General features: G+C 42.4%; 22 protein-coding genes. 17 read left to right on the top strand and 5 right to left on the bottom strand.

Going from position 1 to position 23,258, the window contains the following annotated elements; translation table 11 throughout:
- Positions 1 to 252: 252 nt before the first annotated feature.
- From JN178_RS10415 to JN178_RS10400, 4 genes are all read left to right on the top strand, one after another.
- Entirely contained in the window at positions 253 to 1,407 is a 1,155-nt protein-coding gene (locus JN178_RS10415; RefSeq protein WP_202261506.1) for an acyl-CoA dehydrogenase family protein, read from the top strand.
- 13 nt (positions 1,408 to 1,420) lie between these two features.
- Complete coding sequence (locus JN178_RS10410) at positions 1,421 to 2,545, top strand: enoyl-CoA hydratase/isomerase family protein (protein WP_202261505.1); 1,125 nt, start codon at positions 1,421 to 1,423, stop codon at positions 2,543 to 2,545.
- 123 nt (positions 2,546 to 2,668) lie between these two features.
- Positions 2,669 to 3,502 (top strand): putative RNA methyltransferase, encoded by an 834-nt coding sequence (locus JN178_RS10405; protein WP_202261504.1) that lies wholly within the window; start codon positions 2,669 to 2,671, stop codon positions 3,500 to 3,502.
- A complete protein-coding gene (locus tag JN178_RS10400; RefSeq protein WP_202261503.1) occupies positions 3,499 to 4,062 on the top strand; it encodes a D-glycero-alpha-D-manno-heptose-1,7-bisphosphate 7-phosphatase in 564 nt (187 codons plus the stop codon). The genes JN178_RS10405 and JN178_RS10400 overlap by 4 nt, the downstream gene beginning before the upstream one ends.
- 67 nt (positions 4,063 to 4,129) lie before the next feature.
- Here JN178_RS10400 and JN178_RS10395 read toward each other — a convergent pair whose 3' ends face one another.
- Entirely contained in the window at positions 4,130 to 5,647 is a 1,518-nt protein-coding gene (locus JN178_RS10395; protein ID WP_202261502.1) for a DUF3413 domain-containing protein, read from the bottom strand.
- 9 nt (positions 5,648 to 5,656) lie between these two features.
- The gene (locus tag JN178_RS10390) at positions 5,657 to 5,875 is read right to left on the bottom strand and encodes a DUF1414 domain-containing protein (RefSeq protein ID WP_202261501.1); all 219 of its coding nucleotides are present in this window, start codon (positions 5,873 to 5,875) and stop codon (positions 5,657 to 5,659) included.
- 159 nt (positions 5,876 to 6,034) lie between these two features.
- Here JN178_RS10390 and yejK point away from each other — a divergent pair, with 159 nt between their 5' ends.
- The 3 genes from yejK to JN178_RS10375 all read left to right on the top strand — a co-directional run bounded on the left by yejK (position 6,035) and on the right by JN178_RS10375 (position 9,026).
- On the top strand, positions 6,035 to 7,141 hold the full coding sequence (gene yejK, locus JN178_RS10385) for a nucleoid-associated protein YejK (protein ID WP_202261500.1): 1,107 nt from the start codon (positions 6,035 to 6,037) through the stop codon (positions 7,139 to 7,141).
- A 65-nt stretch (positions 7,142 to 7,206) separates the two neighbouring features.
- Positions 7,207 to 8,082 carry a 6-carboxytetrahydropterin synthase gene (locus JN178_RS10380; RefSeq protein ID WP_159624398.1) on the top strand — a complete coding sequence of 292 codons (876 nt, stop codon included), beginning with the start codon at positions 7,207 to 7,209 and terminating at the stop codon, positions 8,080 to 8,082.
- Positions 8,083 to 8,114: 32 nt separating this feature from the next.
- A complete protein-coding gene (locus tag JN178_RS10375) occupies positions 8,115 to 9,026 on the top strand; it encodes a M23 family metallopeptidase (protein ID WP_202261499.1) in 912 nt (303 codons plus the stop codon).
- Positions 9,027 to 9,160: 134 nt separating this feature from the next.
- Here the strand turns inward: JN178_RS10375 and JN178_RS10370 are convergent, their stop codons facing one another.
- Positions 9,161 to 10,966 (bottom strand): M61 family metallopeptidase, encoded by a 1,806-nt coding sequence (locus JN178_RS10370; RefSeq protein WP_202261498.1) that lies wholly within the window; start codon positions 10,964 to 10,966, stop codon positions 9,161 to 9,163.
- A gap of 177 nt (positions 10,967 to 11,143) precedes the next feature.
- Here JN178_RS10370 and JN178_RS10365 point away from each other — a divergent pair, with 177 nt between their 5' ends.
- From JN178_RS10365 to JN178_RS10345, 5 genes are all read left to right on the top strand, one after another.
- Complete coding sequence (locus JN178_RS10365) at positions 11,144 to 11,827, top strand: PilZ domain-containing protein (protein ID WP_202261497.1); 684 nt, start codon at positions 11,144 to 11,146, stop codon at positions 11,825 to 11,827.
- An 88-nt stretch (positions 11,828 to 11,915) separates the two neighbouring features.
- Positions 11,916 to 12,377 carry an Mpo1 family 2-hydroxy fatty acid dioxygenase gene (locus JN178_RS10360; RefSeq protein ID WP_202261495.1) on the top strand — a complete coding sequence of 154 codons (462 nt, stop codon included), beginning with the start codon at positions 11,916 to 11,918 and terminating at the stop codon, positions 12,375 to 12,377.
- 148 nt (positions 12,378 to 12,525) lie between these two features.
- A complete protein-coding gene (locus JN178_RS10355) occupies positions 12,526 to 13,599 on the top strand; it encodes a sensor histidine kinase (RefSeq protein ID WP_159624407.1) in 1,074 nt (357 codons plus the stop codon).
- Position 13,600: 1 nt separating this feature from the next.
- Positions 13,601 to 14,428, top strand: coding sequence for a LytR/AlgR family response regulator transcription factor (locus JN178_RS10350; protein ID WP_159624409.1), 828 nt, complete (start codon positions 13,601 to 13,603; stop codon positions 14,426 to 14,428).
- 179 nt (positions 14,429 to 14,607) lie between these two features.
- On the top strand, positions 14,608 to 15,243 hold the full coding sequence (locus tag JN178_RS10345) for a DUF2799 domain-containing protein (protein ID WP_202261493.1): 636 nt from the start codon (positions 14,608 to 14,610) through the stop codon (positions 15,241 to 15,243).
- Positions 15,244 to 15,331: 88 nt separating this feature from the next.
- Here the strand turns inward: JN178_RS10345 and JN178_RS10340 are convergent, their stop codons facing one another.
- Positions 15,332 to 16,327, bottom strand: a complete 996-nt coding sequence (locus JN178_RS10340; RefSeq protein WP_202261491.1) for an ATP-dependent 6-phosphofructokinase — start codon at positions 16,325 to 16,327, stop codon at positions 15,332 to 15,334.
- A 213-nt stretch (positions 16,328 to 16,540) separates the two neighbouring features.
- On the opposite strand from JN178_RS10340, the gene JN178_RS10335 reads away from it, so the two are divergent.
- The 3 genes from JN178_RS10335 to JN178_RS10325 all read left to right on the top strand — a co-directional run bounded on the left by JN178_RS10335 (position 16,541) and on the right by JN178_RS10325 (position 19,685).
- Positions 16,541 to 17,383 carry a DUF6279 family lipoprotein gene (locus JN178_RS10335; RefSeq protein WP_202261489.1) on the top strand — a complete coding sequence of 281 codons (843 nt, stop codon included), beginning with the start codon at positions 16,541 to 16,543 and terminating at the stop codon, positions 17,381 to 17,383.
- A gap of 365 nt (positions 17,384 to 17,748) precedes the next feature.
- Positions 17,749 to 18,666: an alpha/beta hydrolase gene (locus JN178_RS10330; RefSeq protein WP_202261487.1), complete on the top strand. Its 918-nt coding sequence runs from the start codon at positions 17,749 to 17,751 to the stop codon at positions 18,664 to 18,666.
- Between the two features lie 119 nt (positions 18,667 to 18,785).
- Complete coding sequence (locus tag JN178_RS10325) at positions 18,786 to 19,685, top strand: AraC family transcriptional regulator (protein ID WP_202261485.1); 900 nt, start codon at positions 18,786 to 18,788, stop codon at positions 19,683 to 19,685.
- A 55-nt stretch (positions 19,686 to 19,740) separates the two neighbouring features.
- Here the strand turns inward: JN178_RS10325 and JN178_RS10320 are convergent, their stop codons facing one another.
- Complete coding sequence (locus JN178_RS10320) at positions 19,741 to 21,381, bottom strand: tetratricopeptide repeat-containing response regulator (RefSeq protein WP_202261483.1); 1,641 nt, start codon at positions 21,379 to 21,381, stop codon at positions 19,741 to 19,743.
- A gap of 136 nt (positions 21,382 to 21,517) precedes the next feature.
- Here JN178_RS10320 and JN178_RS10315 point away from each other — a divergent pair, with 136 nt between their 5' ends.
- Complete coding sequence (locus JN178_RS10315) at positions 21,518 to 22,066, top strand: VC2046/SO_2500 family protein (protein ID WP_202261480.1); 549 nt, start codon at positions 21,518 to 21,520, stop codon at positions 22,064 to 22,066.
- A 161-nt stretch (positions 22,067 to 22,227) separates the two neighbouring features.
- Positions 22,228 to 23,223 carry an oxygen-dependent tRNA uridine(34) hydroxylase TrhO gene (gene trhO, locus JN178_RS10310; protein WP_202261478.1) on the top strand — a complete coding sequence of 332 codons (996 nt, stop codon included), beginning with the start codon at positions 22,228 to 22,230 and terminating at the stop codon, positions 23,221 to 23,223.
- The last annotated feature ends 35 nt before the right edge of the window (positions 23,224 to 23,258 follow it).

Raw genomic sequence — 23,258 nt, 5'->3', positions numbered from 1 at the left:
TATTATAAGCTTACCAGTCGCGTTGTAGAGTTTCACTATTCAAAGTGATAACTGATGAAATTTTAAAATACCTTTGGCATCAAACCGCAAAGTGACAACGCTAAAAACACTGCAAGCGCCAATACGTCACAAAATATTTACGTTATTCAACACTTGTTTTTAACAAAATAGTGCCTTTACGTTTACGTAAGGGGTAACTATTGGGTAATGTGTTAACACTTACATTGATACAACAGACTATAGGTAAGCTTTATGAACTTTGAGTTAACCGACGATCAATTAGCATTTGAAGAAACCGCTAGACAGTTCGCGCAGCAAGAACTTGCGCCAAACGCAGCAATGTGGGATCGCGAACACCATTTTCCAGTAGAAGCAATTAAGAAAGCGGGTGAACTCGGCTTTTGTGGATTATACGCGCCAGAAGAGGCGGGCGGCCTTGGACTATCACGTTTAGACTCATCAATTATTTTTGAACAGCTATCAATGGGGTGTACCACTACCACTGCGATGCTGACCATACATAATATGGCAACCTGGATGATTGCTACTTGGGGAAGTGAATCCTGTAAGGCGATGTGGTGCGATCAGTTAGTAACAGGTGACAAGCTTGCTTCATATTGTCTAACCGAGCCTGGTGCGGGTTCTGATGCCGCGTCGTTAAAAACAAAGGCGACAAAAAACGATAAAGGCTATGTGCTAAACGGTTCAAAAGTATTTATCTCTGGTGCGGGTAGTACCGACGTACTTGTCGTGATGGCACGAACAGGTGGCGATGGCCCTAGCGGTGTGTCAGCATTTGCTGTTCCGGCTAATCTAGATGGTATCGAATATGGTAAAGCCGAAGAGAAAATGGGGTGGAACGCTCAACCTACTCGTATGATCACTTTCGACAATGTTCAAGTTGAAGAAAGCTGGCGTTTAGGTGAGGAAGGACAAGGCTTTAAAATGGCCATGCAAGGTCTTGACGGAGGGCGTATCAATATTGCTACTTGTTCTGTCGGTACTGCTCAGCAAGCCCTTAACACTGCGCGAGCCTATATGACAGAACGCGAACAATTTGGTAAGCCAATTGCGGGCTTTCAGGCATTGCAATTTAAGTTGGCAGACATGGCGACAGAATTGGTAGCAGCACGTCAAATGGTACGCATGGCTGCGTGTAAACTTGATAACAATGATGCTGATAAAACAACGTATTGTGCCATGGCGAAACGTTTTGCTACCGATGTTGGCTTTAATGTGTGCAATGATGCCTTACAACTTCACGGCGGATATGGTTACATAAAGGAGTATCCGCTAGAGCGTCACTTCAGAGACGTGCGCGTTCACCAAATTCTTGAAGGCACTAATGAAATAATGCGTGTCATCATTGGTCGACGATTATTAGCGGACGAGCGCAACGTACTGTAATCAAGGAGTACCTATGAGCCAAATGGAGCCAGTCGTCATCGTCGATGAGTTAAAGACCGCTTGCCAAGCATATGCCATTGGAAGACTAACATTAAATAAAGAAAAAGCGCTAAATGCACTTGATTTAGAGATGGCAAAGATCATGCTGGACGCGCTTCAAGCATGGCAGAGTCGAAGCGATATAGTCGCTGTAGTGGTAGATGCTGCGGGTGAAAAAGCATTTTGTGCAGGTGGCGATATTGTGTCGATGTACAAAGCCATGGTGGAAAGTCACGGAGAAATCCCAGCATTTCTTGAAGACTTTTTTAAGACTGAATACACCCTAGACTATACCATTCACAACTACGATAAGCCTATTGTGGTATGGGGCAGTGGCATTGTAATGGGTGGTGGTATGGGACTGCTTTGCGGTGCCAGTCATCGAGTTGTTACTGAAACGTCGCGTTTAGCAATGCCAGAAATAACTATTGGTCTGTACCCCGATGTGGGCGGTAGCTACTTTTTGCCACGATTACCCGGAAAGTCAGGGGTGTTTCTTGGGCTAACTGGCGGGCAAATGAATGCCAGTGATGCGTGTTATGTCGGGTTAGCTGACCACTGTGTTGCTAGCAATCAAAAGCAAGCTATGCTCCGTGCTTTGATTTCGCATAGTTGGGCTGATTGTCAAGCGTTGTCTGACGACGTATCAATGCTGCTCAACAATCTTGAAAAACCTGAGAGTGTAATAGCAGGCAATGTTGAGCCTAATATGTCGCTTATTGACGATTTGTGTCGCTTCGATAATGTTGAAGATGTTGTTAGCGCAATATTGGGTGCCGATATGCAAGGTGACAAATGGTTATCCAGAGCACAGGCGACGTTGGCTAAAGGCTCGCCTATAACCATGCATTTGGTATTTGAACAGTGCAAGCGCGGTGCGTCTATGAGTTTGGCTGAATGCTTTAAAATGGAAGCGGATATGTCATGTCGCTGTGGTGAAAGCGGTGAATTCCAAGAGGGCGTGCGTGCTTTGTTAATTGATAAAGACATGAAACCAAAGTGGAAATACCCATCGGTGAGCGATGTACCAAAAGAAGTCATTGAGCACTTTTTTACTTCACCTTGGACAGAAGACGCTCATCCGTTAAAAGCACTATAACAACATTTAACTGTGGAACTGTTATCTTTATCGGTTAGATAAGGACTAAAGCCCTAGCTGTCACTAGGGCTTTGTTTTTGGTAGACTCACACTCAAATTTTGGTAACCAAAGACGACATTGTTATGTGGCTATGCCCACTGTGTAAATCGGCTATCTCTTTGCATAGCAAGGCCATAAAATGTGAAAACAATCACAGTTTTGATAAGGCCAAATCCGGGTACGTTAACTTACTACCAGTGCAGTTCAAAAAGTCGAAAGTGCCTGGTGACGATAAAGCGATGGTAAAAGCCCGCCGTGAGTTTCATGAACTCAATGCCTACAAACCACTTAAAGATAGGCTTGTTCAACGCCTAGCACAGCACCTAATACCTTCAAATGATACCGCTTCTCGTGTTGCGGTTTACGATGCTGGATGTGGCGAGGGTAGCTATCTTGATACGGTGATTAATGGCCTAAAGCAGTTAGGCTATAACTGTAGTGGAGCGGGTAGTGATATTTCGAAAATTGCGGTGGAGATAGCTTCAAAGGCCTTCAAGACACATCAATTTGTTGTAGCAAGTAGTTTTGATTTGCCGCTTGAGGATGCATCACAAGATGTCATGATCCAAGTGTTTGCTCCGGGAAACAACAGCGAATATGTACGTGCACTAAAATCTGATGGTTTATTACTTACGGTCGACCCTAGTGCTGATCATTTGTATGAAATAAAGTCACAAATTTACGATAATCCAAAAAAGCACGCATCAAAAGATACGCATAGGGAGAACTTACGCACTGTATTGTCTGAGAGATTAACTTTTCCTATTGCCCTTACATCGAAAGCGCACGCGCTAGCACTTATTAAAATGACCCCTTTCTATTGGAAATTACCTCAGGGTCGCATTGACGATATTGTAGAGGCATTGAGTGTAGTGACTGCTGATTTTCATATTCAACTGTGGCAGAAAGCAGAATGAAAAAAGCCCTCTTTTTAGACCGTGACGGTGTAATTAATGTCGATCACGGCTATGTAGGACACTATGCAGATTTTCAATACATAGAAGGCATTTTCGCATTAATCCGTCGCTACCAAGACAGCGGGTTTGTTCCCGTTATTGTCACTAATCAAAGTGGTATTGCACGGGGCTATTACACTGAATCAGATTTCTGTTTGCTTATGGAGCGTGTGCAGCAAGATTTTAGCGAACATGGTATAAACCAAGTACGCGTATATCATTGCCCACACCACGAACAGGGGAGTGTAGCTCAATTCGCTAGGCCGTGTGACTGCAGAAAGCCAGCTCCAGGTATGTTGATTAAGGCACAGCAAGAGCTAAAGATTGACGTGGCACGTAGCGTAATGATTGGTGATAGCTGGCGCGACATTGTGGCGGCAGATGCAGCGGGTGTGCGCCGCAGCTTTTACCTAACTAATGGCTCGATTACTCAAGAAATGTTAAAGGAACTTGATGAAAAGCATAGTGTGAATCAAGTGGCCACACTTGCAGAAATACGTGATATAGAAGCAGGAAGGTAAAAGCAATTCCGCGTTACGCGTAACGTAAATTGATAATAAAAAAGGCGCCGGTGTTGGCGCCTATTTTTTAGTTTTGTTTTGAAAAGCGAGATAGATGTTTTATAGCTTGAGAGAGTAAATCTACATTTAATGCGTCATTACTTCTCTTGCCAGTTCTCATATCGCTTATCTCATAACTACCGTTACTTAATACATCAGTGCGCTTGTTGTCGTGGAACACAACAATACGCTCACCAGATGTACTAACCAGCCATGAACGAGAAGGTGACAGTAAATTTTGGCCAGTTGAATAATACGTTGCTGGCGCTGAGCAACCTAGGGCATTGAGAATTGTTGGCGCTAAATCCTCAGTGCTCGCAAGTGACGCTTTTAAGGGTAAATTACTTAAAAGGTGCCCTTTGCCAAATTCACTTGAAAACCCAGTTGCTACAATAACGTCGTGCCCTCGAGATAGTGCATCTGACGCATAGCGATTGATGTCATCGCCATTAAGAAATGCAATATGTAAACCCTGATGATTATTAGTAAGCGGTTGTATATAGCCTGACAGTTGAGGAAGCGGCAATGCAACTTCACTGTGAATAGAAACAGGCATGCCTGAGCCAAGCGGCAACGCTAAAAGAACAGGGCGTTTTTGAGACAACGCGTCTTGGTATATTTCAGGTACACCGAACAACGTGGTCGTAATCAGCCCCTCAATACTACTTGCCGTTGAATAATAGTCACCAATAACATTTAATGACGTATCTGCAAATTCGGGTAATGGACTACTATCGGTTTGCACAACCACAGTAAGATTCTTACTGGTTTCTATAGAACAGTACACAGGTTCCGCAGGGTAGGTAATGCTGTGAATGTCTGGGTTGAATTGAAGCTGCTTACGCTCTTCGTAGGCGGCTAAGTCTAATAACCCATAACGAGACATCGTGGTTTTTGCTGTAGCAGGGTAAGACAATGGAAACATGTTGTCTTGTTTAATGATTGGCTGGTACAACTTAGCATCTGCCCATACATGAATAGCATGACTGGTTACAAAACAACTTACAAAGAACGTTGTGACCGGTATGCCGATTTTATAGCGTGAAAATCGTTCTACTCGCTTCCATATTGCATTGGCAAGCACAAGCTGAAAACCTAACCACACGATAAATAGCAAGAACAAAAACGCCCACTGTTGCCAGTTCTCCATTGCAATTTGGGATTGCGCTTGGTTTTTAAGCAAGTCAGCGGCATAAAAGCTGATGTGAAAACCTGTGCGATTGAACAACAGGGCATCGAACGCCAACAATGCTAATCCCACTGCAGCGATAATGGAGGCGCTTGCTTTTATGACTCTTTGGTTACTGACTAAATAGCACAAAGGCAAGATAAAAATAACAAAGCCAAAGAAGGTCATAAAGCCGATATGACCGAACCAATTAGCTAAAAGGTAAAGGGTGCCGACACCCGTACCAGGCATAGGCGACGAGAAGACGAAAATTGACGCTATCACAATGGCAATTATGATATTGGCTAAAGCAAACCAATGGCCCCAATTGACGAGTTTTGTCACACGCTGGCGACGAGGTGATTCGGCAAGTATCATGCGAAACCCCTAGTTGCTCTTGACGCTTTTTTTCAAAACATCGGCAAACTGTGTGGCCATTGCCTCGCGGTTCTCTGGGCTTACTTGCGTATTCAATATATGGGTAATGACATTACCTAACACCATAAGTGAAAGGTCGCGATTTGCACCACCTTCTTCAAGTGTTAAAATAACTTTGTTCATTAGCGCTTCGAATTCGTCGTTGCTGTAACGGCTGGTTTGGGGCATTGCTACGCCTCTTTTTTATGATTTCTTTGATAAAAAGAATGGTTTTACTCGTAAAATGATTATAATCGTTGTTTGAGTGAGTACAATCATTCATTCTAAAATCCCGCAAATCTTTGGATATTTCTGACACTTTTTAAGCAACAGGACACCCGATAATCTATGAGTGCACTGATTCATCACTTCGTTGTTCATCGTTTAATCGTTAACAAAGAAGAGAAAATAGAGGCAATTCCTCGCGAAAAATGCTTGGCCGTTACGCCTGAAATTGAGCTTCTTGCCCATCAAATTAATCACAGCTTTAATACAAAGCCAGGTAAAGGGGTAGGTCATTTTATAACTGAAGTGACGCGTGCCACCGAAGTTGAAAACGACGACGGTGAAAAAACGACCCAAGAAAGCACTCAGGATGTATCTGAGTTTGCTGTTGCGTTAAAGCAATACATGGATATCCACAAAGCGGCAGGCGATAATGTCGAAGACGCTTTTCATGGATTTTCAGTCGAAGCAACCAAGCGCCTTGTAAAAACGTTGGCGGATACAGGGACAGTCGAAACCGGCTTTCTCATTTTCTGTCAGTACGAGTACTTAGCCACACAATATCTGATGATTACACTGCTTAACACACGTTCTCACGTTGAGGTGACCAATTCATTAGACTTGTCTGCAAGAGAGCACTTGGACCTAGCGAAAATGCAATTGGCCGTTCGCTTTGATTTAACGCAGTGGGAAATTCAACCAGAACAACAGCGCTACGTCAGCTTTATAAAGGGGCGTATGGGTAGAAAAGTGTCTGATTTCTTTATGCAGTTTGTGGGCTGCGAAGAGTTAGTTGATGTTAAGCAGCAAAATAAACAGCTTATTTCAACGGTAGACGCATATTTAGCCAGTGAGTCATTAGATCCTCAAGAGCAACATCAGCATCGCGAAGAAGTAAAAACCTACTTCAAAGAAAAAATTGATGCTGGCGAGAGCCTCTCTGTTGATGAATTAGCCAATCGTTTACCCAGTAATGAAGATACCAGCGAGAACTTCTCTTCATTTACGCAGTCATTAGAGGTACCGCTTGAAAAAGAGATTCAACCAGATCCAGCGGCCCTTAAGCAATTAGCTAAATTTACTGGGCAAGGTGGCGGTGTTTCAATTAGTTTTGAACGAAAATTGATGGGTGAACGCGTATTTTACGATCCGTCAACGGATACCTTAACCATACGTGGTATTCCGCCAAATTTAAAAGATCAGTTGAATCGTCAATCTTCTATGGACTAATCACTGCGCGCAGTGAATAAAAAAAGTATACTAGTAACAGAATATAAACTCGTTCCAAGGGTGTTATGCAATTATTTGTTAATGATCTGACAGTAATGGATTTCTCTTATCTGTGCCCCAAGCGCGGCATGGTAGGTGAAAGCTGGATTGTCGATGTGGTGTTGGACGGTGAGCTCAACGAAGAGAGCATGGTTCAGGACTTTGGTCACGTCAAAAAAAACCTAAAGCGGTTAATAGACGAATATGTTGATCACAAACTTCTCGTACCTGCTGAATACAGTGGAGCAGAAGTCATTCACGATGACGTAAGCGAGCAAGTTGAAGTTAGATTTACTTGTGAAGACGCGCGCAGCATTATGCTGCATTGTCCGGCTGAGGCGTACGCTTTTGTGTATAGCGATGTCATAGACATGGAATCGGTTGGCGTGTATCTAAAAGAGGTACTTGCTACACATTTACCTGAAAACGTAGACAACATTACGTTGAATTTGCGTGCAGAAGTCATTAATACGCCGTTCTACCATTATACTCACGGGCTTAAAAAGCACGATGGTAATTGCCAGCGCATCGCACACGGCCACCGTTCTAAAATTGATATTATTATCGATGGTAAGCCGTGCATGGAAAGCCAAGCATACTGGGCAAAGCGGTGGGAAGATATCTACATAGCTACGCGCGAAGATGAAATTGACTATCAAAAGCGCCAGCTTCAAGGGACAGTTGCATCGCCTTCTGATTATTATTGCTTTGCCTATGAGTCGTCACAAGGCTATTTTGAGTTACTTATGCCAAAAGCTGATTGTGAAGTGATTGACACTGATTCAACGGTAGAATGTCTTGCTCAGTACCTGTTGCAAGAGCAAAAAAAGCGCACACCTGATGGTATCTGCCAAGTTATCGCTTATGAAGGTGTAGGAAAAGGCGCGACAGTTAAAGGCTAAACGGTAGCATCGGATAGTGTAAGGACAAAGTAATGTTGAACTTGGCTAAGCGTAATCTTGTAAATGTGTTCGGTGCTGCGTTATTCACATTAGGTATAGGCTCTTTTGCGGTAATTGCAGTAACTGCAGTAGGTATACCAGCAGCATTTGCTAGTGACTCTATAGATAATTCTGCTCAAGACGCACTGGTACTCAATGGTAAACTAACACAGGGAGCACTTGTACGCGGCCAAGTTCCCGCTGGTGCCACGGTATTTCTAAATGATGCAAAGGTGGAAACTAACCGCGCTGGAAAGTTTGTTATTGGCTTTGAGCGCGAGGCCCCCTTGTCGCATCAATTACGCGTTGAATTACCCACTGGCGAGGCAATAACACGAACACTTACACTACAAAAGCGTGAATATAATATTCAACGTATTGATGGTCTTGAACAAAAAATGGTGACACCGCCCGCTGAGGTCACCGCTCGCATTAAACGTGACAACATTAATGTCGCTAACGCCCGAAGTTCTAATACTGACATTGATGCACTGTTTACGCGTTTTGAATGGCCTGCAACGGGTCCGATCTCTGGTGTTTATGGCAGTCAACGAATACTAAATGGCGTTCCTAAATGGCCGCATTATGGCGTTGATATAGCGGGCCCTACCGGCACACCGGTATATGCACCTGTTGATGGTATTGTGACGTTAGCAGATGATCTTTATTACTCTGGTAATACCTTAATTTTAGATCATGGGATGACGGTGTTTTCTACCTTTCTTCATCTTGACACTATCACCGTAAGCGTTGGTGATAAGGTTAAACAGGGCGAACAAATTGGAACCATTGGTTCAACTGGCCGTTCAACTGGGCCGCACTTAGATTGGCGTATTAACTTAGGCAAAGTGCGCTTAGACCCTCAAACTGTTGTTACAGGTTCGCCAGAATCGTCTGAAAACTAGTACAACACGGGGCGCTATGTGCTAAAAGGCGTTTCACCAATTGGCAAAATTACGTAATAAAATACGAAAAACGTAAAAGAAAGGGGCTAAATATAAGCCCCTTTCTTTATACCTTTTCAAAAGCCAGATGATAACTAGTTAACAGCTAGCCAGTGTGCCAACTTTTCACTATCGACAATTTCAAAATATGCCATTTCTTGACGCGCAGGTATAATTGGCAAGTCTAGTGTTAATAATCTACCGTCGCGTATTACAGTCACATTCACGCAATCATCTTTAGTGGTATCGAGAATCCTCTGTAACTTCTGTGCGTTTACTACATGTTGGTTAACCGCAATGATAATATCATTCACCAAGATGCCGGCCTGCTGTGCGGCTAGGCCTTCGAAGACTTGCATTACCGTTAAACCAAGTTGTTCAGCTTTTAGTGTGGCACCTAATTGATGGTGAATTGGTTTTTGCGTTGTTAATCCACCTTTATCATCACCAGAAACCCGCGCTCGCGTTTTGTATTCAACGCCCATTCGAGTAACAATTTCATGTAAAGCCACATCTTGTGTACCGTAAACAACCGCGTCTAAATAGTGACTTACATCTATATCAAAATGTGTTTTACACAGTTTTTGTATTACATCGTCAGGTGTACCAATTTCACCTTTTCCGTAGTGTTCCCACATCAGCTTCATCAGGCTGTCGATGTTATATGCGCCGTTACTTTCACTTCGAAGGAGTAAGTCTAAACCAAGGGCGATAATGCCACCTTTTGTGTAGTAACTTACAATATTGTTGGGTGCACTGGCATCCTGTTTATAAAACTTGGTCCATGCGTCAAAGCTACTTTCTGCCGCACTTTGCTTATGTCTACCTTCGTTTTGTAATAAGCGACTGACATTTTGAGCCACAATGTCGAGGTATTTTTGATCGCTAATCACACCGGTTCGTGCAAGCGTTACATCGTCGTAAAAACTGGTGAAACCTTCGTATATCCACAATTGATTAGTATAGGTTTCACGCGATAAATCTGGTGTAACCATGACTTCTGGTTTAATGCGCTTTACATGCCAAGTATGAAAAAATTCATGGCTGCAAAGGCTCAAAAAGGTAATGTAACCATCCGTTTTTGTTTCACTTTCGCCTATTAAAGGTAAATCAAAACGAGGATAAAGGAGTGCTGTAGAATATTTGTGCTCAAGTCCGCCAAAGCCATTATCTGCCAGCAAAGTCATAAACAAATAATCTTTTATGGGGTGTGGCTCACCAAATAAATTAAGATGGTGGCGACAAATTGGCGTGAGATCACAGGCTATCCGCGCGTAATCAATATTATTGTCGCCAGAAAATAATAAGGTAAAGTCAACACCGTCAACCGTGAAGGTATAGGTGTCAGCTTCGCCAACATAGATGGGATGGTCGATAAACTCTAAGTAATTCTCTGCACAAAAATACCATGTTGTTGCGACATCATCTGAGCTTATTGCACCGTTTGCCGGCATTGATGTGTAGGCTTTCCAGTTTGCAAGGTGAGCATCGCTCTTGGGCACGATTACCTCTAAAGTGCATGGAGCATTAGGTAATTCATCAACACTTAAAAAGGCACTAGTGCCATTTATGAATGCGTATTCATCATTAATAAACGCAGAACGAATAGATAAATCATTTGCGTGAATCACGTAGGAAATTTGGCAAGGCTTACCTTGCGTGTGGACTCGCCATGTCTGCTTATCCTGTTTATCTATAGTGAGCGCCGTGTCTGCATTCGTCGCATTAATTGTTACTACGCTTTTTGCAAAATCACGGACCATATAACTACCTGGTATCCAACTAGGCAGGGAAAGTGTAATGAGTTTGTGGTCATGCTCAGGAATGCTTAACTTTACAGAAAACTCATTGGCACGCCAATTTGAAAGCGAGAGGGCGTAATGCAATGTTGAAGAGGCCATAAAACAACCTTTACGTGTGGATAATACTGATTACCCATACTATACAATGTATTAGCACCGTCTTAAATCAATTAACCATGATGCACATCAACCTAGGTCTATGAACATTTTGTCACTCACCGTAAAACAGGTTACATTGGTGTTATATCGTATAAACGTAAGAAAAATAGTCATAAAATGCCTGAGCAGATGCAAAGTAAACTGATAAGTTCTGAAGGTCTAGCATCCCTTAAAACCCTTGACCCGGGTGATGTAGTTGACTTGCAGATAGCCATGCCAGCTGCACCGAAACGAGTAAAAACAGAGTACGTTGGCATGCTAGTGGACGAATGTTTGTTGTTTCACATTCCTAATTCTGCGAAGTGGATCACTGTTCGAGATGCGCTGACTGTTGGTAATGATGTAGTAGTGCGCTCTGTATTAGAAGGTGACACCGGGCAGGTGATTGCGTTTCGTGTAAAAGTACTAAAACTGATGTCTAAGCCGTCTGGTCTGCTAGTGACGACGTTTCCTCGCCGTATTGAAAGCATTGGCCTTCGCTCAGCGAAAAGGGTGCAGTTGGGTATTTCCGTATCATTAAAGTCAGAGGTTTACCCTGATGATGAAACTGTGTCGGGCATAATTGTCGATATATCACCTAAAGGTTGTAAAGTTGCGCTTCAGGTAAAGCCAAACTGGGAAATCATGATAGATGAGTCAAAGGTTTTTCTTAACTATGCACTAGATTCAGAAGAAGTGTCGCTACAAGCTAAGGTAAAAAATCATAAGCTTGAGAAAGATATCGTGTACTACGGTCTTGCTTTTGATTGTGACGAAAAACTTGTGAACACGTTACTTTCACGGCATACGTTAATAAGCTAAGCACAGATGAATTTGCTTTTTTGCTTCGTGTTAATTCACGAGCACCCTGTAACTTAAAATAAAAACAGACAGAAATGGGGAGTGATTTATGAGAAGTATCGAACGACTACTGCTGCAATACGGTGAAAGCCATCAAAATAAAACAAATGTACTCATTCATGCTATCGCGGTACCAAGCATTTATTTCGTTACATTAGGCCTTTTGTGGAGCGTGCCGGTACCTGATTTTATTGCACAGTTTTCAGTGACATGGGCACACATTCTCGCCGTACCTGTATTGTATTATTACTTTTCACTGTCTGGTCCTATTGGCGCTGCCATGACCCTATTAACTCTTGCCTGTTTTGGCGGTGTTAACTTATTAGTGTGGCTAAACATTTCGGTGTGGAAGTTCTGTTTGACTTTATTTGTTGTAATGTGGATTCTGCAATTCATCGGTCACAAGATAGAAGGGAAAAAACCGTCATTTTTTGAGGATTTACGGTTTCTGTTAGTCGGCCCTGCATGGTGGTGGGTTCATTGGCTCAAGCGACTAAATATTAGCTACTAGGTCAATACGCCCTCGTAATATCTCGCAGGTAAATGACAAAGATTGTCATTTACCTGCGACCAGTCGCATAGCATGCACGACCAAGGCGCTATGGGGATATCATTGCTTGCGTATAATCATCTATATAAGTTTCTAAATTGGTAATTTTGTGAGTCGCTTTCAGCGTGTAATCGAAAGTAATGAACGTTTGTTTTGGACTTTGCACAGTGCAGGCTGGGCAGGGTTCGCGATCATTTATTATATCGGGTCGTTTCTTCACGACGTTCGGCCTATTTGGGTCTTTATCATATTACTCAATGCATATGCAGGGTGGTTGCTAACCATTCCGTTGCGGTACGTTTATCGCTGGGCGCGTAAGCAGTCGCCACTGAATATGATAATCATCGTTATCATTTCATGTTATTTAATTGCCTTACTTTGGGCAGTAGTTAAGAACATCAATTATTGGGAAATTTATAAACACGGCTACCGTCCTGACGAGTGGTACATGTATTTTACCAATACTATCAACTCACTCATTATGGTGGGGTGTTGGAGTGGTGTTTACTTTGGCATCAAGAACTTCCAAATGCTTCAAAAAGAGAAGCAAAATGCGCTTAAAGCCAGCACCATGGCGCATCAAGCGCATATCAAAATGCTTCGTTATCAGCTGAATCCTCATTTCCTGTTTAATACGCTCAACGCGATATCTACGTTGGTATTACTTAAGGAAAATGATACTGCCGAAGCGATGGTTTCCCGTTTAAGCGACTTCTTGCGTTATTCATTGGATAATGACCCCATAAAACGCGTGCCATTAGGTCAAGAAATTAAAGCGCTTAGACTATACTTAGAAATCGAAAAAGTGCGCTTTGACGATCGTTTAGAAGTGGTGTGGGATATAGACGAGCAGTGTGATGGAGCATTAGTTCCTAGCATGATACTGCAACCCATCATTGAGAACGCGATAAAACACGCGATTTCAAAAATGGAAAATGGCGGCCGTATTTCGATTACTGCGCGTACCTTCGGCAATGACCTACTAATGGATGTTGCTGATAACGGTCCAGGCGCCGATATTAAAGATGGACAGCTTAGCCGTGAAAATGGTGTGGGTCTTGCCAACATCAGAGAGCGCCTGCAGTCGTTGTATCACCGTAATTTCGCATTTTCAATTGAACACAATCAGCCGTCTGGTGTACGTGTAAGAATACGCATACCATACGAAGTAAAGGACGTATAACATGACAAAGCGAGTAATAAAAACCATTGTAGTGGATGATGAACCTTTAGCACGCAGAGGTTTGCGCGCTAGATTGGAACGTCATGACGATGTACAGGTGCTTGCTGAATGTCAAAATGGTTTAGAAGCCGTTAGCAGTATCTCTCAACACAGACCAGACTTAGTATTTTTGGATATTCAAATGCCAGGGCTCAATGGCTTCCAAGTAATTCATAAGTTACGTGAGTTAAAACAACCTATTCCAATGATTGTTTTTGTCACGGCTTATGACAGCTACGCAATTAAAGCATTTGATATACATGCGTTAGATTACTTACTAAAACCCGCTGATGATGAGCGTTTGGGCGCAGCACTGGATAAAGTACGTGAATATTTCTCTACTCAGCACCAAGATGAACAGTCGCAAAAACTGGTCAGCTTGGTGGCTGAATTAACCGGTGACGACTGTGAGGAAATTCTTCGAAAGCTTGCCAATGGCGAGCCAGTTGAAACTAACCCATATCCAGATGTATTAGCCATTAAGGATGGTTCCGAGGTAACACGGGTAAACGTACAAGATATTCAATGGATTGATGCCGCAGGTGACTATATGTGTGTTCATGCGCTTGATGGCATGCATATTATGCGCAAAACAATGAAAGAGCTGGAACAAGAACTCAATCCGCAGTTTTTCGTGCGAGTGCATCGCTCGGCCATTGCCAATATACGTTTCGTGAAGAAGTTAGTGAGCCATATTAGTGGTGAGTATCATCTTATTTTACAAAACGATACTGAGCTTAAAGTAAGCCGTAGTCACAGAGATAAAGTTAAAGCTGCAATGAAAATGTAGCGGTTATCTAGAGTTGATAATATCAAAAGCGTGCTTCTCAAAAGTACGTTTTTTTTGCATAAAATTAGCCTTATGGGTTGATAGTACTCTAAATTCCTTTGTTTTATACTTAAACGACTAAGCCGTTGTACTCAAAATAGTAGTGTAATGGACTACAGAATAATAAATGGAGATTGCTAATGAAAAATATGGCTGCGGTATCGGGCTTATTGCTTGGCGTTTTAGCGTTATCGTCGTGTGCTACCCTTGATAAGGATGAGTGCATGTCGGCTGACTGGTACTCAATAGGTTTTGAAGATGGCTCGAAAGGGCGCGCCGAAAATTATCTTTCAAAACACAGAAAGGCGTGTGCAAAACATGGTGTAACGCCTGATTTTAACCAATATAGCCAGGGCCATAACAGAGGAACCGATAGTTTTTGTACACCTGATAGGGCGCTGCGTATGGCGGCCGATGGTAGTCAGTTTCCCCAAGGTTGTGCAACTGACACTTATGAAGCGTTTGCTGTTGCCTTTGGTCAAGGTGAGCAAGTTTACGCGGCGAAGTTGGCAGTAGAAGCTGTAGAGCAAGCGCTACATGATGTCGAATACACAGTAGAAGAATTACAGCAACAAATCGCAGAAAATGAAGCGGCTATTGTGTCTGATGCCACAACTCAAGAAGCACGTAGACACTTATTGGACGACAATAGAGCACTGCAATTAGAGATTGACGCGCTATATGCTGAGCATGCTTTGCTATTAGAACACTTACATGAAAAGGATATCGAGCTAAGGCAGCTCCTTAGTTACTATGGCCTTTCTGGACTTAAATAGCCCTCGATAGGGAAGCTGTAATAGTCGTGAATCGCAAGCACTAGCGGGCAGCTAAACGCTTAACGAGTGCTTGCGATTAAATATTCGATTAATATCGTTCGTTCATTAATGACTTCATTGCACAAATTTGAGCGTCGTTTAAAGGCTTAGCGTGTTTCCATGTTTCTTCTAATGGCACAATGACAGGTCGTTGGTTAACTTCCCCTACCATAATGTTGGTGTGATTAGTTCCCACTAAACTAATAGCAAACTCACCGAGGGTTGTTGCTAGCAGCCTGTCTTGGCTAACGGGTGAGCCGCCGCGCTGTACGTGCCCCAAGGTCACTGGCCTGACATCATCAATTCCTTTATTGTTAAGCGCATTGCTTAGCCCCAAAAGCCCTTCTGGCCAAACGTTTTCGGCAACCACAATAATGAAACTTAGAGCGCCTTGTTGTTCGCGGCGTGCTTTAATCTGTTTTACTATCCTATTAAGCTCATCATCTGTGGTTTTAAAAAACTCTGGCACAATGACATAGTCAGCAGCCGAGGCTATCGCTGCATTTAACGCTAAAAAACCCGCATGTCGACCCATAACTTCCACTAAAAATATCCGTTCAAATGCATCTGCGGTATCGCGTACTTTATCGATAGAACTCATTGCGGTATCGATAGCGGTGTAATAGCCAATAGTGGCGTCTGTACCTGCTATATCATTGTCAATTGTGCCTGGGATCCCAATAATTTGTCCGTCCCAAAACTGGCTGAGGTGAGCCGCGCCTTTAAACGAACCATCGCCACCAATTACAACAAGGGTGTCTACTTTTGCCTTCCTTAGATTGTTCGCGGCTTGCTTTGCACCAGCGTCAGTCTTGAATGATTTACAGCGAGCGCTGCGTAAAATGGTGCCACCTTGTTGAATAAGGTTATGGGTTGTGTCGAAGCTAAGCGAAATAAACTCTTGCTCAAGCAATCCATTGTAGCCGTGTTTGTATCCCAGTAGTTCGTAACCTTCACATTTGCACTTAATAATTGCAGCACGCAAGCAAGCATTCATACCGGGTGCATCACCACCTGAAGTGAGTATCGCGACACGTTTTGACACAAATAAATCCTTCTAAAAAGACGTAAGTAGCTCGTAATCTAATGTTAGTACGTAGTAGTAAAGTAGATCATGCCGCCATTAAGGTAAAGTGTTACTAAATAAAACTTTTTTGGCACTTTTGGAACTTTTGTTGTCTACATGCTAACTCATTACAGGGTGTTAGATGTTGACCCACATCACAGTTGGATAACCAACCGTTTAAGGAAAAGCGTTATGCGTTTGTTTGTTGTCGTTGTTTTTGTATCACTAATTTCTGCATGTAGCTCAAAGTTTGCCTACGATAATTTAGATTGGTGGGTGTACTGGTATCTTGATGACTATATTGAACTAAATAATAAGCAAGAAGAGCAATTTGATAGCTATTTACAGAAGTGGCTTAGTTGGCATAAGCAATCAGAATTAACTCGCTACAAAGCGCACCTGCAGCAAGTCAAATCGCAAGTGATTAACAATGAGATGGATTACGACACAATCTACGCGCACATTGATATGGCTAAGGCTCACTGGGAGAGAGTGAGAGATGAAATTAGTCCTCAACTTGCAATACTTGCAAAAGAGTTAAGTGATGATCAAGTCGTACAGTTGTTTGCGGCACTTGAAAAAGATAACAAAGAAGAAGAAAAAGAGCGTAAAGAGAAGTTAGAGGAGAGTGCAGCCAAGCGCCTTGAGTTACGCATAGAGCGCATGGAAGAAAGCGTAGAAGAGCGAATTGGCAAGCTATCACAACCCCAAAAACAGATAATAGCCAGTTATGCGCAGCAGTTTGTCTCTACATCTGAAGAGTGGCTGAAATACCAAAGAGACATTCAAAATGCTGCAAGGCGTATTTTTGTAACCAGAAGCACAAATACCAACTTTGCAAATGACTTAACAACCCTGATGCAAAATCCAGAGCAATATCGCAGTGACGCGTTTAAACAAGCAAGTGCGCATAATACCAAGCTAACAGCAACAATGATGGCTGAACTCTTTACGACACTAAGTGCAAAACAAAAAGAAAAGCTAGTTAATGAATTAGACGAGTTAATCGATACCGTGGCTAAATTTCAGCGGTAGTGTAGTGGGTCTGCATAAATTCGAGTGAACTTTGTTAGCTAGATTTTTCAGACCCTTTCGTTGTGAACTGGCTTTAATGTAAGGAATATTGCCTATAGCCGTACCTTGAACTCACACACGCTAAAAGTGCGGAATAGGCAAGAGGCTTATCCCGATTGGACTGTTAGTTTGGTTAATTCTATGTTCTCTCACATGAAAGTTAAGGTTTTATACACAACGTCGAAATGACATTTCAGGCAATCAGTTCGTTGTTTTAGGCAAACATTCTTATCGCTCACTTACTAAACTTAATCCTGTAGCAAATGCTGATGGAACAATAAGTCGGTTCAGCATCAACAGGTGTTTTTAGTTAAGGAGCGTTTAACATGAAAAAAGTCAACTTCCCGAATACAAATGGTCTTGATATTACGATGGCTGGAATGGTCTTTTTTCCGAAAGACTTTGATGAGTCTCAGACTTATCCAGCAGTTGTTGTTTCACACCCAGGGGGTGGTGTAAAAGAGCAAACTGCAGGTACTTATGCAGAAAAAATAGCTGAAAATGGCTTCATCGCACTTGCATATGATGCCTCTTACCAAGGTGAGAGTGGAGGCATACCGCGTCAACTAGAAAACCCTCATGTACGTACCGAAGACGTGAGTGCAGCAATTGATTATTTAACGACATTGCCCTATGTGGACAACAACCGCATCGGTGCTATGGGCATTTGTGCTGGTGCGGGCTATACCGCTAATGCAGCAATCAATGATAGACGTATAAAAGCCATCGGCACAGTTAGTATGGTAAATATTGGCCAAATGTTCAGAAACGGTTGGGACAACAACGTGAAAGACAGTGATGCATTGCCATATTTACAGGCCGGTTCTGACTCAAGAACGTCAGACGCAAGTGGTAATGACACCGCCACCATGCCAATGGCTCCGCTGAAAGAGGAAGATGCGCCAAACGAGGAACTCCGTCAGGCATGGGAGTATTACCACACCGACCGAGCGGCCTATTGCACTGCGCCTGGTTACGGTACAGCCCGAAGTCTAACGCAACTGATCAGTTACGATGCTTTCTTTAAAGCAGAAGCATTTCTTACTCAGCCGTTATTAACCGTTGTTGGTTCCGATGCCGGTAGTAAATGGATGAGTGATAATCTAATGGAGCGTGCGGCATCAACAGACAAAACAATGCATATCGTTGACGGTGCAAACCACATGGACTTGTACGATGGTCAAGACGAAATAGAGAGTGCTATCAGTGCACTAGCACCTTTCTTCACCCGTACCTTAGGTTAATTTTTAGCTTATAGGAGGCACTCGTTGCCTCTTATAAGCAGAGAAGTATGATGAACAGTCATTAGTTTTCCTTAAAGGAAATGCGTATAAGTATGTTCAAAAATATCAGAGAGTATTCAATGAATCCTGAGCAGAAATCGGTTGCAAGCAATGAGCTTTTTCAACTGTTAGAATCGTTCGCCAGAAAAGAAGGGGACTTTGAATCGGGCATACAAGGTCTTACGGTACATGTACGCAATGCCCCAACGGAACCCTTACATTGCATCTATACACTTAGCCTGGCAGTTGTACTGCAAGGCGGCAAAGAAATTCTGCAAGATAATGAAGTTACCCACTGCACAGCGGGGCAGGCAATGTTGACTACTTTTGATCTTCCAGTTGTCTCACATGTTTCTAGCGCCTCTCGACACTCGCCTTTTTTAGCATTGATATTGAAAATGGATTACTCACTTATTATGCAAACTTGCGCGGAGTTAAAACTATCAAAACCACCTAAAGATATACGATTTAAAGCACTGACATCATATGACGTCGATGAAGGTCTTTTAGATGCATTGAAGCGAATGCTGACCCTTGAGAAACAATCAACAATTAAAGCAGGCATATTACCGCTCATTCAAAAGGAGATTGTGCTGCGCCTACTAGATAGTCCTCATGGTATGCATCTTCGCCATTTGGCGGCGCTAGGCTCACCAAATGGGAATGTTTTGAAAGCTGTAACGTGGTTAAAACAGAACTTTGCTCAGGGCATCGGCATGAATGATTTGGCTGAAAAAGCACACATGAGTGCATCGGCATTCAGGCAACATTTTAAGGCTCTAACTGGAACCAGTCCATTGCAGTATCAGAAAACTCTTCGTCTTCAAGAAGCGAGGGATCAGATGCTTATGAATGGGCTTGATGCAACACAAGCTAGTTCTGCTGTAGGCTATGAAAGTTCTACACAATTCAGTCGTGAGTACAGCAGGCTATTTGGCTTACCTCCTCAAAAGGACATACAGCGATTGAAGAACATTTAAAAATAGTAATTTAACCAGCAAATAAAAATCACAGTTGAAAAAAAACAATTACCGCTTAAAACCCAATATATTTAGACAACTCTTCTCTTAGATTAATGTATTTTTCTTGGTAGGGAGGCTTCAAATTCATATCATCAATCAGCTTAAAAAGGCGTTTACATTCGTTGATGATTTTCATTTCGACTTTGTCTTGCGTTTTGGCGATTTGCAGTAAGCATTGCAGCAGGTTTAGCGATACGCCAGTATTAACAGGGGCATAGCCTTGGGCTAGAGCAAACGATGCTTTGGCTCTTTCATAATCTTGTTTCTGATAATGCTGAATACCTTCTCTATTGAACTGTTGATAATTAGCGAGGTTTTGTTGCGCTTTCTTTTCTTGCTCGCTAAGCATAGAGCTACTATTGGCATCTAGCTTGTCTTGTCTACCTTCTAATATCTTAGACAGTTCAAGTGCGTCATCATATTCGCCAAGCTTGTACATTACATTAATGCTATCTGGAATAAACGCAGTCGGTAGTTCAGGGTATTTGTTTTCAAGTGCTATTTGAGAGTCTGATAAATGTCGTTTGGCATCAATGAGTTTTCCATCAATTGCGCTGACTCTTGCATTTACAATCTTTCCGAATATTTCAACATCGAATTCCCTGTCTATACGTTGTAAATGTTCATCAAATTTACCGCGTTGTAGAGTAAGAAGTGCTTCTTGTTGGTACTTGTTTCGCTGTTTCTTATCGTCGAAAAATTCTGCAACATCTAGCATTGCGCGGATAATACCGCACCAATGAAGGCTATTTTGATACACAGTACGTTTTGATAAATCCCATATCGCTTGGCTTGAACTTGCTGCTAATACCAAATCTTGATTGGCCCGCGCTATATTGCAGGCTTGAAAGTGGCGCGTAAGCGAGAAAGGCGATAACTTTATGGCTTCTTTAATTGCTTCTATAGCCGCTTCGCCTTGCTTTAGCGCTTGATTTGCCTGAGCGATGATATCGTGGGCATCTGCATTAAAGCGGTTCTTCTTTATAATGCGTTTTGCTATGGAAATAGCTTTCTCGTTTTGCTCAAGTTGTAGATACGTTTTACCTAGTGCTACCTGAGCCCACAGAACGGGTTTTCCATTTATATAGTCTTGTAACACATCAAGTGCTTTAGATGGTTCGTTTATTTGCCAATAAAGTTCGATAAGCAGTTGTTCACAATGACCTTTGTAATGTGATGGAGAGGCTAGCAGTTCTTCAATATGGTCTATTGCTGCATTATATTCTTGTTGTTCTATTAGGCGATAAGCCTCTTTAAGAAACTGACGCTTTTGCCAGGCTCTTATGATGCGAGACTTAAGTTGAACCTGAGAAAAAGGTTTAATCAAAAAGTCATCGGGACGTCTGTCAATTGAACCTAAAACCACAGGTCTTGCGCTATCTGCACTAATCAGTACAAAAACGGATGTTGGGTTAATCAGTCGTCTTGTGCGCAGTTCTTCTATAAGTTCATAGCCATTCTTGTTGTCGGCACCAAGGTGAAGATCACAAACAATGATGTCGAATTTATGCTTCTTACATAGGGAAACGGCTTGTTCTGCAGACGATTTTGTAACGACATCGGATACACCCATAGAATGCATGAGCCCTTTTAACAACAGCAGGAATGGGCGTTGATCTTCAACAATCAAAACTTGTTTGTTACTAAATTGCATTTCCAATCCATGAATGGGTATCGCTCATAGCAGTATGATTATCTATTACGCGATAGAGAGCAATAATAAGCTCAAGAAAAACATTATCTTGCCGACAACCTAAGTATAAGTTTGTACGTGATAAACGCCAGATATAATGTCAGCAGAAGAGTTAAAGACAAATAACACACCCCCAATAGACCCAAGTCTATTTTGGGAGTCTAGCGGTATTCTGTCTAAGGCGACTTCCCAAGGCGCTCTATTTTCACTTTATTTAGCCATGCAACAACACGCATTGGCAGAACCCATTCACATCAATAGTGCCGATACACTTAACGACAATAAACGCGGTAGTATCGATTCAACGCTTGAAGCTTTAAATCATTACCCAAAAGCTAAACTTGAGGCAACGCCAAGTGATTGGAAAAACATGTCTGTTTTGTCGGAATTAATGAAAACAGACATTGCAACCGCAAGGTTGTTTCACGTTATGAACCCTCAACCACTTGCGCAAACCAACAACAAATTGCGACTACCAGATGATGTAATAGATAACTGTAGCTATGGTACTCAAAAGCGAGTAGCTAAAGCGTACTCTAGTACAATAGATGAAGATAACACGATGCTGTTTGATGTTGTCGAACAAAGTCATGCGTTTAATGACAACTTAACGTCCCGCCGCTGGGATGAATCTGTTGTTGCATAAGTTGTTGCATAAAATATCATCTACCCATCATTACTTTGACTGATGCTAATTGCAAAAAGGCATAAACCAGCACTGCCGTAGATTTGTAACTGTGAATCTGCTATATTGCGCGCCGCATTTTTGCACTGGTCTTACGCTCCAATCAGCAAAGGTTTAAAAACATGTCAAAATATATTGTATGTGCGATGTATAAATTCGTTGCACTTGAAAATTTCAAAGAAATGCGTCAGCCGCTTCTAGAGGCGATGGAAAGTAACGGTATTAAAGGTACGTTGTTACTTGCTCATGAAGGTATCAATGGCACAGTATCTGGTACGCGTGAAGGTATTGATGCGCTACTTGCGTATTTAAACAATGATACTCGAATTAATCCTATTTCTTTTAAAGAATCACTTCACGATGAACAGCCGTTTTATCGTACTAAGGTAAAACTGAAAAAAGAAATCGTAACCATGGGTGTTGAAGGTATCGATCCACGCAAAACGGTGGGTACCTACGTGAAGCCAAAAGATTGGAATGCGCTTATCAGCGATCCAGACGTTACCGTTATTGATACACGTAACGGTTATGAAATTGAAATTGGTACATTCAAAAACGCCATTGACCCGAAAACGGAAACATTTAGAGAGTTCCCTGAGTACGTGTCAAAAGAACTTGACCCAGCGAAAAATAAGAAAGTTGCCATGTTCTGTACAGGCGGTATTCGCTGTGAAAAATCTACTGCCTATCTAAAAGAGCAGGGGTTTGAAGAGGTTTATCATCTTGAAGGTGGAATTCTTCAGTATCTTGAAGACGTGCCAAAAGAAGAATCTATGTGGGAAGGCGACTGCTTTGTTTTTGATAATCGCGTTGCGGTTAATCACGACTTAGAAAAAAGCCACTATGAGCAGTGCTATGCTTGCCGTCTGCCCATTACTGAAGAAGACAAAGAAAGCGATAAGTATGAAGCTGGCGTAAGCTGTCCACACTGTTATGGCACTCATACAGACGAACAACTTGAGCGTTTCCGTGAGCGTGAAAAGCAGGTACAACTTGCTAAGTCACGTAAGCAAGAACACGTGGGTACTGAAGCGCGTTTAACCATGGAACAAAAACGTCAAGAGAAAGCGCAAGCCCAGCGATTACGTGCACTGAAAGCAAAAGAAAATCAGGCATAGACAGTAAGTTAGAAGGGCGTTACACTCGTGTTTAT

It is taken from the genome of Alteromonas sp. KC3 (assembly GCF_016756315.1).
Taxonomy (GTDB): Bacteria; Pseudomonadota; Gammaproteobacteria; order Enterobacterales; family Alteromonadaceae; genus Alteromonas.
The sequence above is the reverse complement of the archived record's forward strand: the minus strand, read 5'-3'. Positions and strand labels throughout refer to the sequence as shown.

Coding starts and splice junctions, on each gene's coding strand:
- JN178_RS10410 (WP_202261505.1), top strand. CDS start 1,421: ATGAGCCAAATGGAGCCAGTCGTCATCGTCGATGAGTTAAAGACCGCT.
- trhO (WP_202261478.1), top strand. CDS start 22,228: ATGTCAAAATATATTGTATGTGCGATGTATAAATTCGTTGCACTTGAA.
- JN178_RS10315 (WP_202261480.1), top strand. CDS start 21,518: ATGTCAGCAGAAGAGTTAAAGACAAATAACACACCCCCAATAGACCCA.
- JN178_RS10360 (WP_202261495.1), top strand. CDS start 11,916: ATGAGAAGTATCGAACGACTACTGCTGCAATACGGTGAAAGCCATCAA.
- JN178_RS10345 (WP_202261493.1), top strand. CDS start 14,608: ATGAAAAATATGGCTGCGGTATCGGGCTTATTGCTTGGCGTTTTAGCG.
- JN178_RS10405 (WP_202261504.1), top strand. CDS start 2,669: ATGTGGCTATGCCCACTGTGTAAATCGGCTATCTCTTTGCATAGCAAG.
- JN178_RS10390 (WP_202261501.1), bottom strand. CDS start 5,875: ATGCCCCAAACCAGCCGTTACAGCAACGACGAATTCGAAGCGCTAATG.
- JN178_RS10320 (WP_202261483.1), bottom strand. CDS start 21,381: ATGCAATTTAGTAACAAACAAGTTTTGATTGTTGAAGATCAACGCCCA.
- JN178_RS10415 (WP_202261506.1), top strand. CDS start 253: ATGAACTTTGAGTTAACCGACGATCAATTAGCATTTGAAGAAACCGCT.
- JN178_RS10335 (WP_202261489.1), top strand. CDS start 16,541: ATGCGTTTGTTTGTTGTCGTTGTTTTTGTATCACTAATTTCTGCATGT.
- yejK (WP_202261500.1), top strand. CDS start 6,035: ATGAGTGCACTGATTCATCACTTCGTTGTTCATCGTTTAATCGTTAAC.
- JN178_RS10380 (WP_159624398.1), top strand. CDS start 7,207: ATGCAATTATTTGTTAATGATCTGACAGTAATGGATTTCTCTTATCTG.
- JN178_RS10365 (WP_202261497.1), top strand. CDS start 11,144: ATGCCTGAGCAGATGCAAAGTAAACTGATAAGTTCTGAAGGTCTAGCA.
- JN178_RS10375 (WP_202261499.1), top strand. CDS start 8,115: ATGTTGAACTTGGCTAAGCGTAATCTTGTAAATGTGTTCGGTGCTGCG.
- JN178_RS10330 (WP_202261487.1), top strand. CDS start 17,749: ATGAAAAAAGTCAACTTCCCGAATACAAATGGTCTTGATATTACGATG.
- JN178_RS10395 (WP_202261502.1), bottom strand. CDS start 5,647: ATGATACTTGCCGAATCACCTCGTCGCCAGCGTGTGACAAAACTCGTC.
- JN178_RS10350 (WP_159624409.1), top strand. CDS start 13,601: ATGACAAAGCGAGTAATAAAAACCATTGTAGTGGATGATGAACCTTTA.
- JN178_RS10370 (WP_202261498.1), bottom strand. CDS start 10,966: ATGGCCTCTTCAACATTGCATTACGCCCTCTCGCTTTCAAATTGGCGT.
- JN178_RS10325 (WP_202261485.1), top strand. CDS start 18,786: ATGAATCCTGAGCAGAAATCGGTTGCAAGCAATGAGCTTTTTCAACTG.
- JN178_RS10400 (WP_202261503.1), top strand. CDS start 3,499: ATGAAAAAAGCCCTCTTTTTAGACCGTGACGGTGTAATTAATGTCGAT.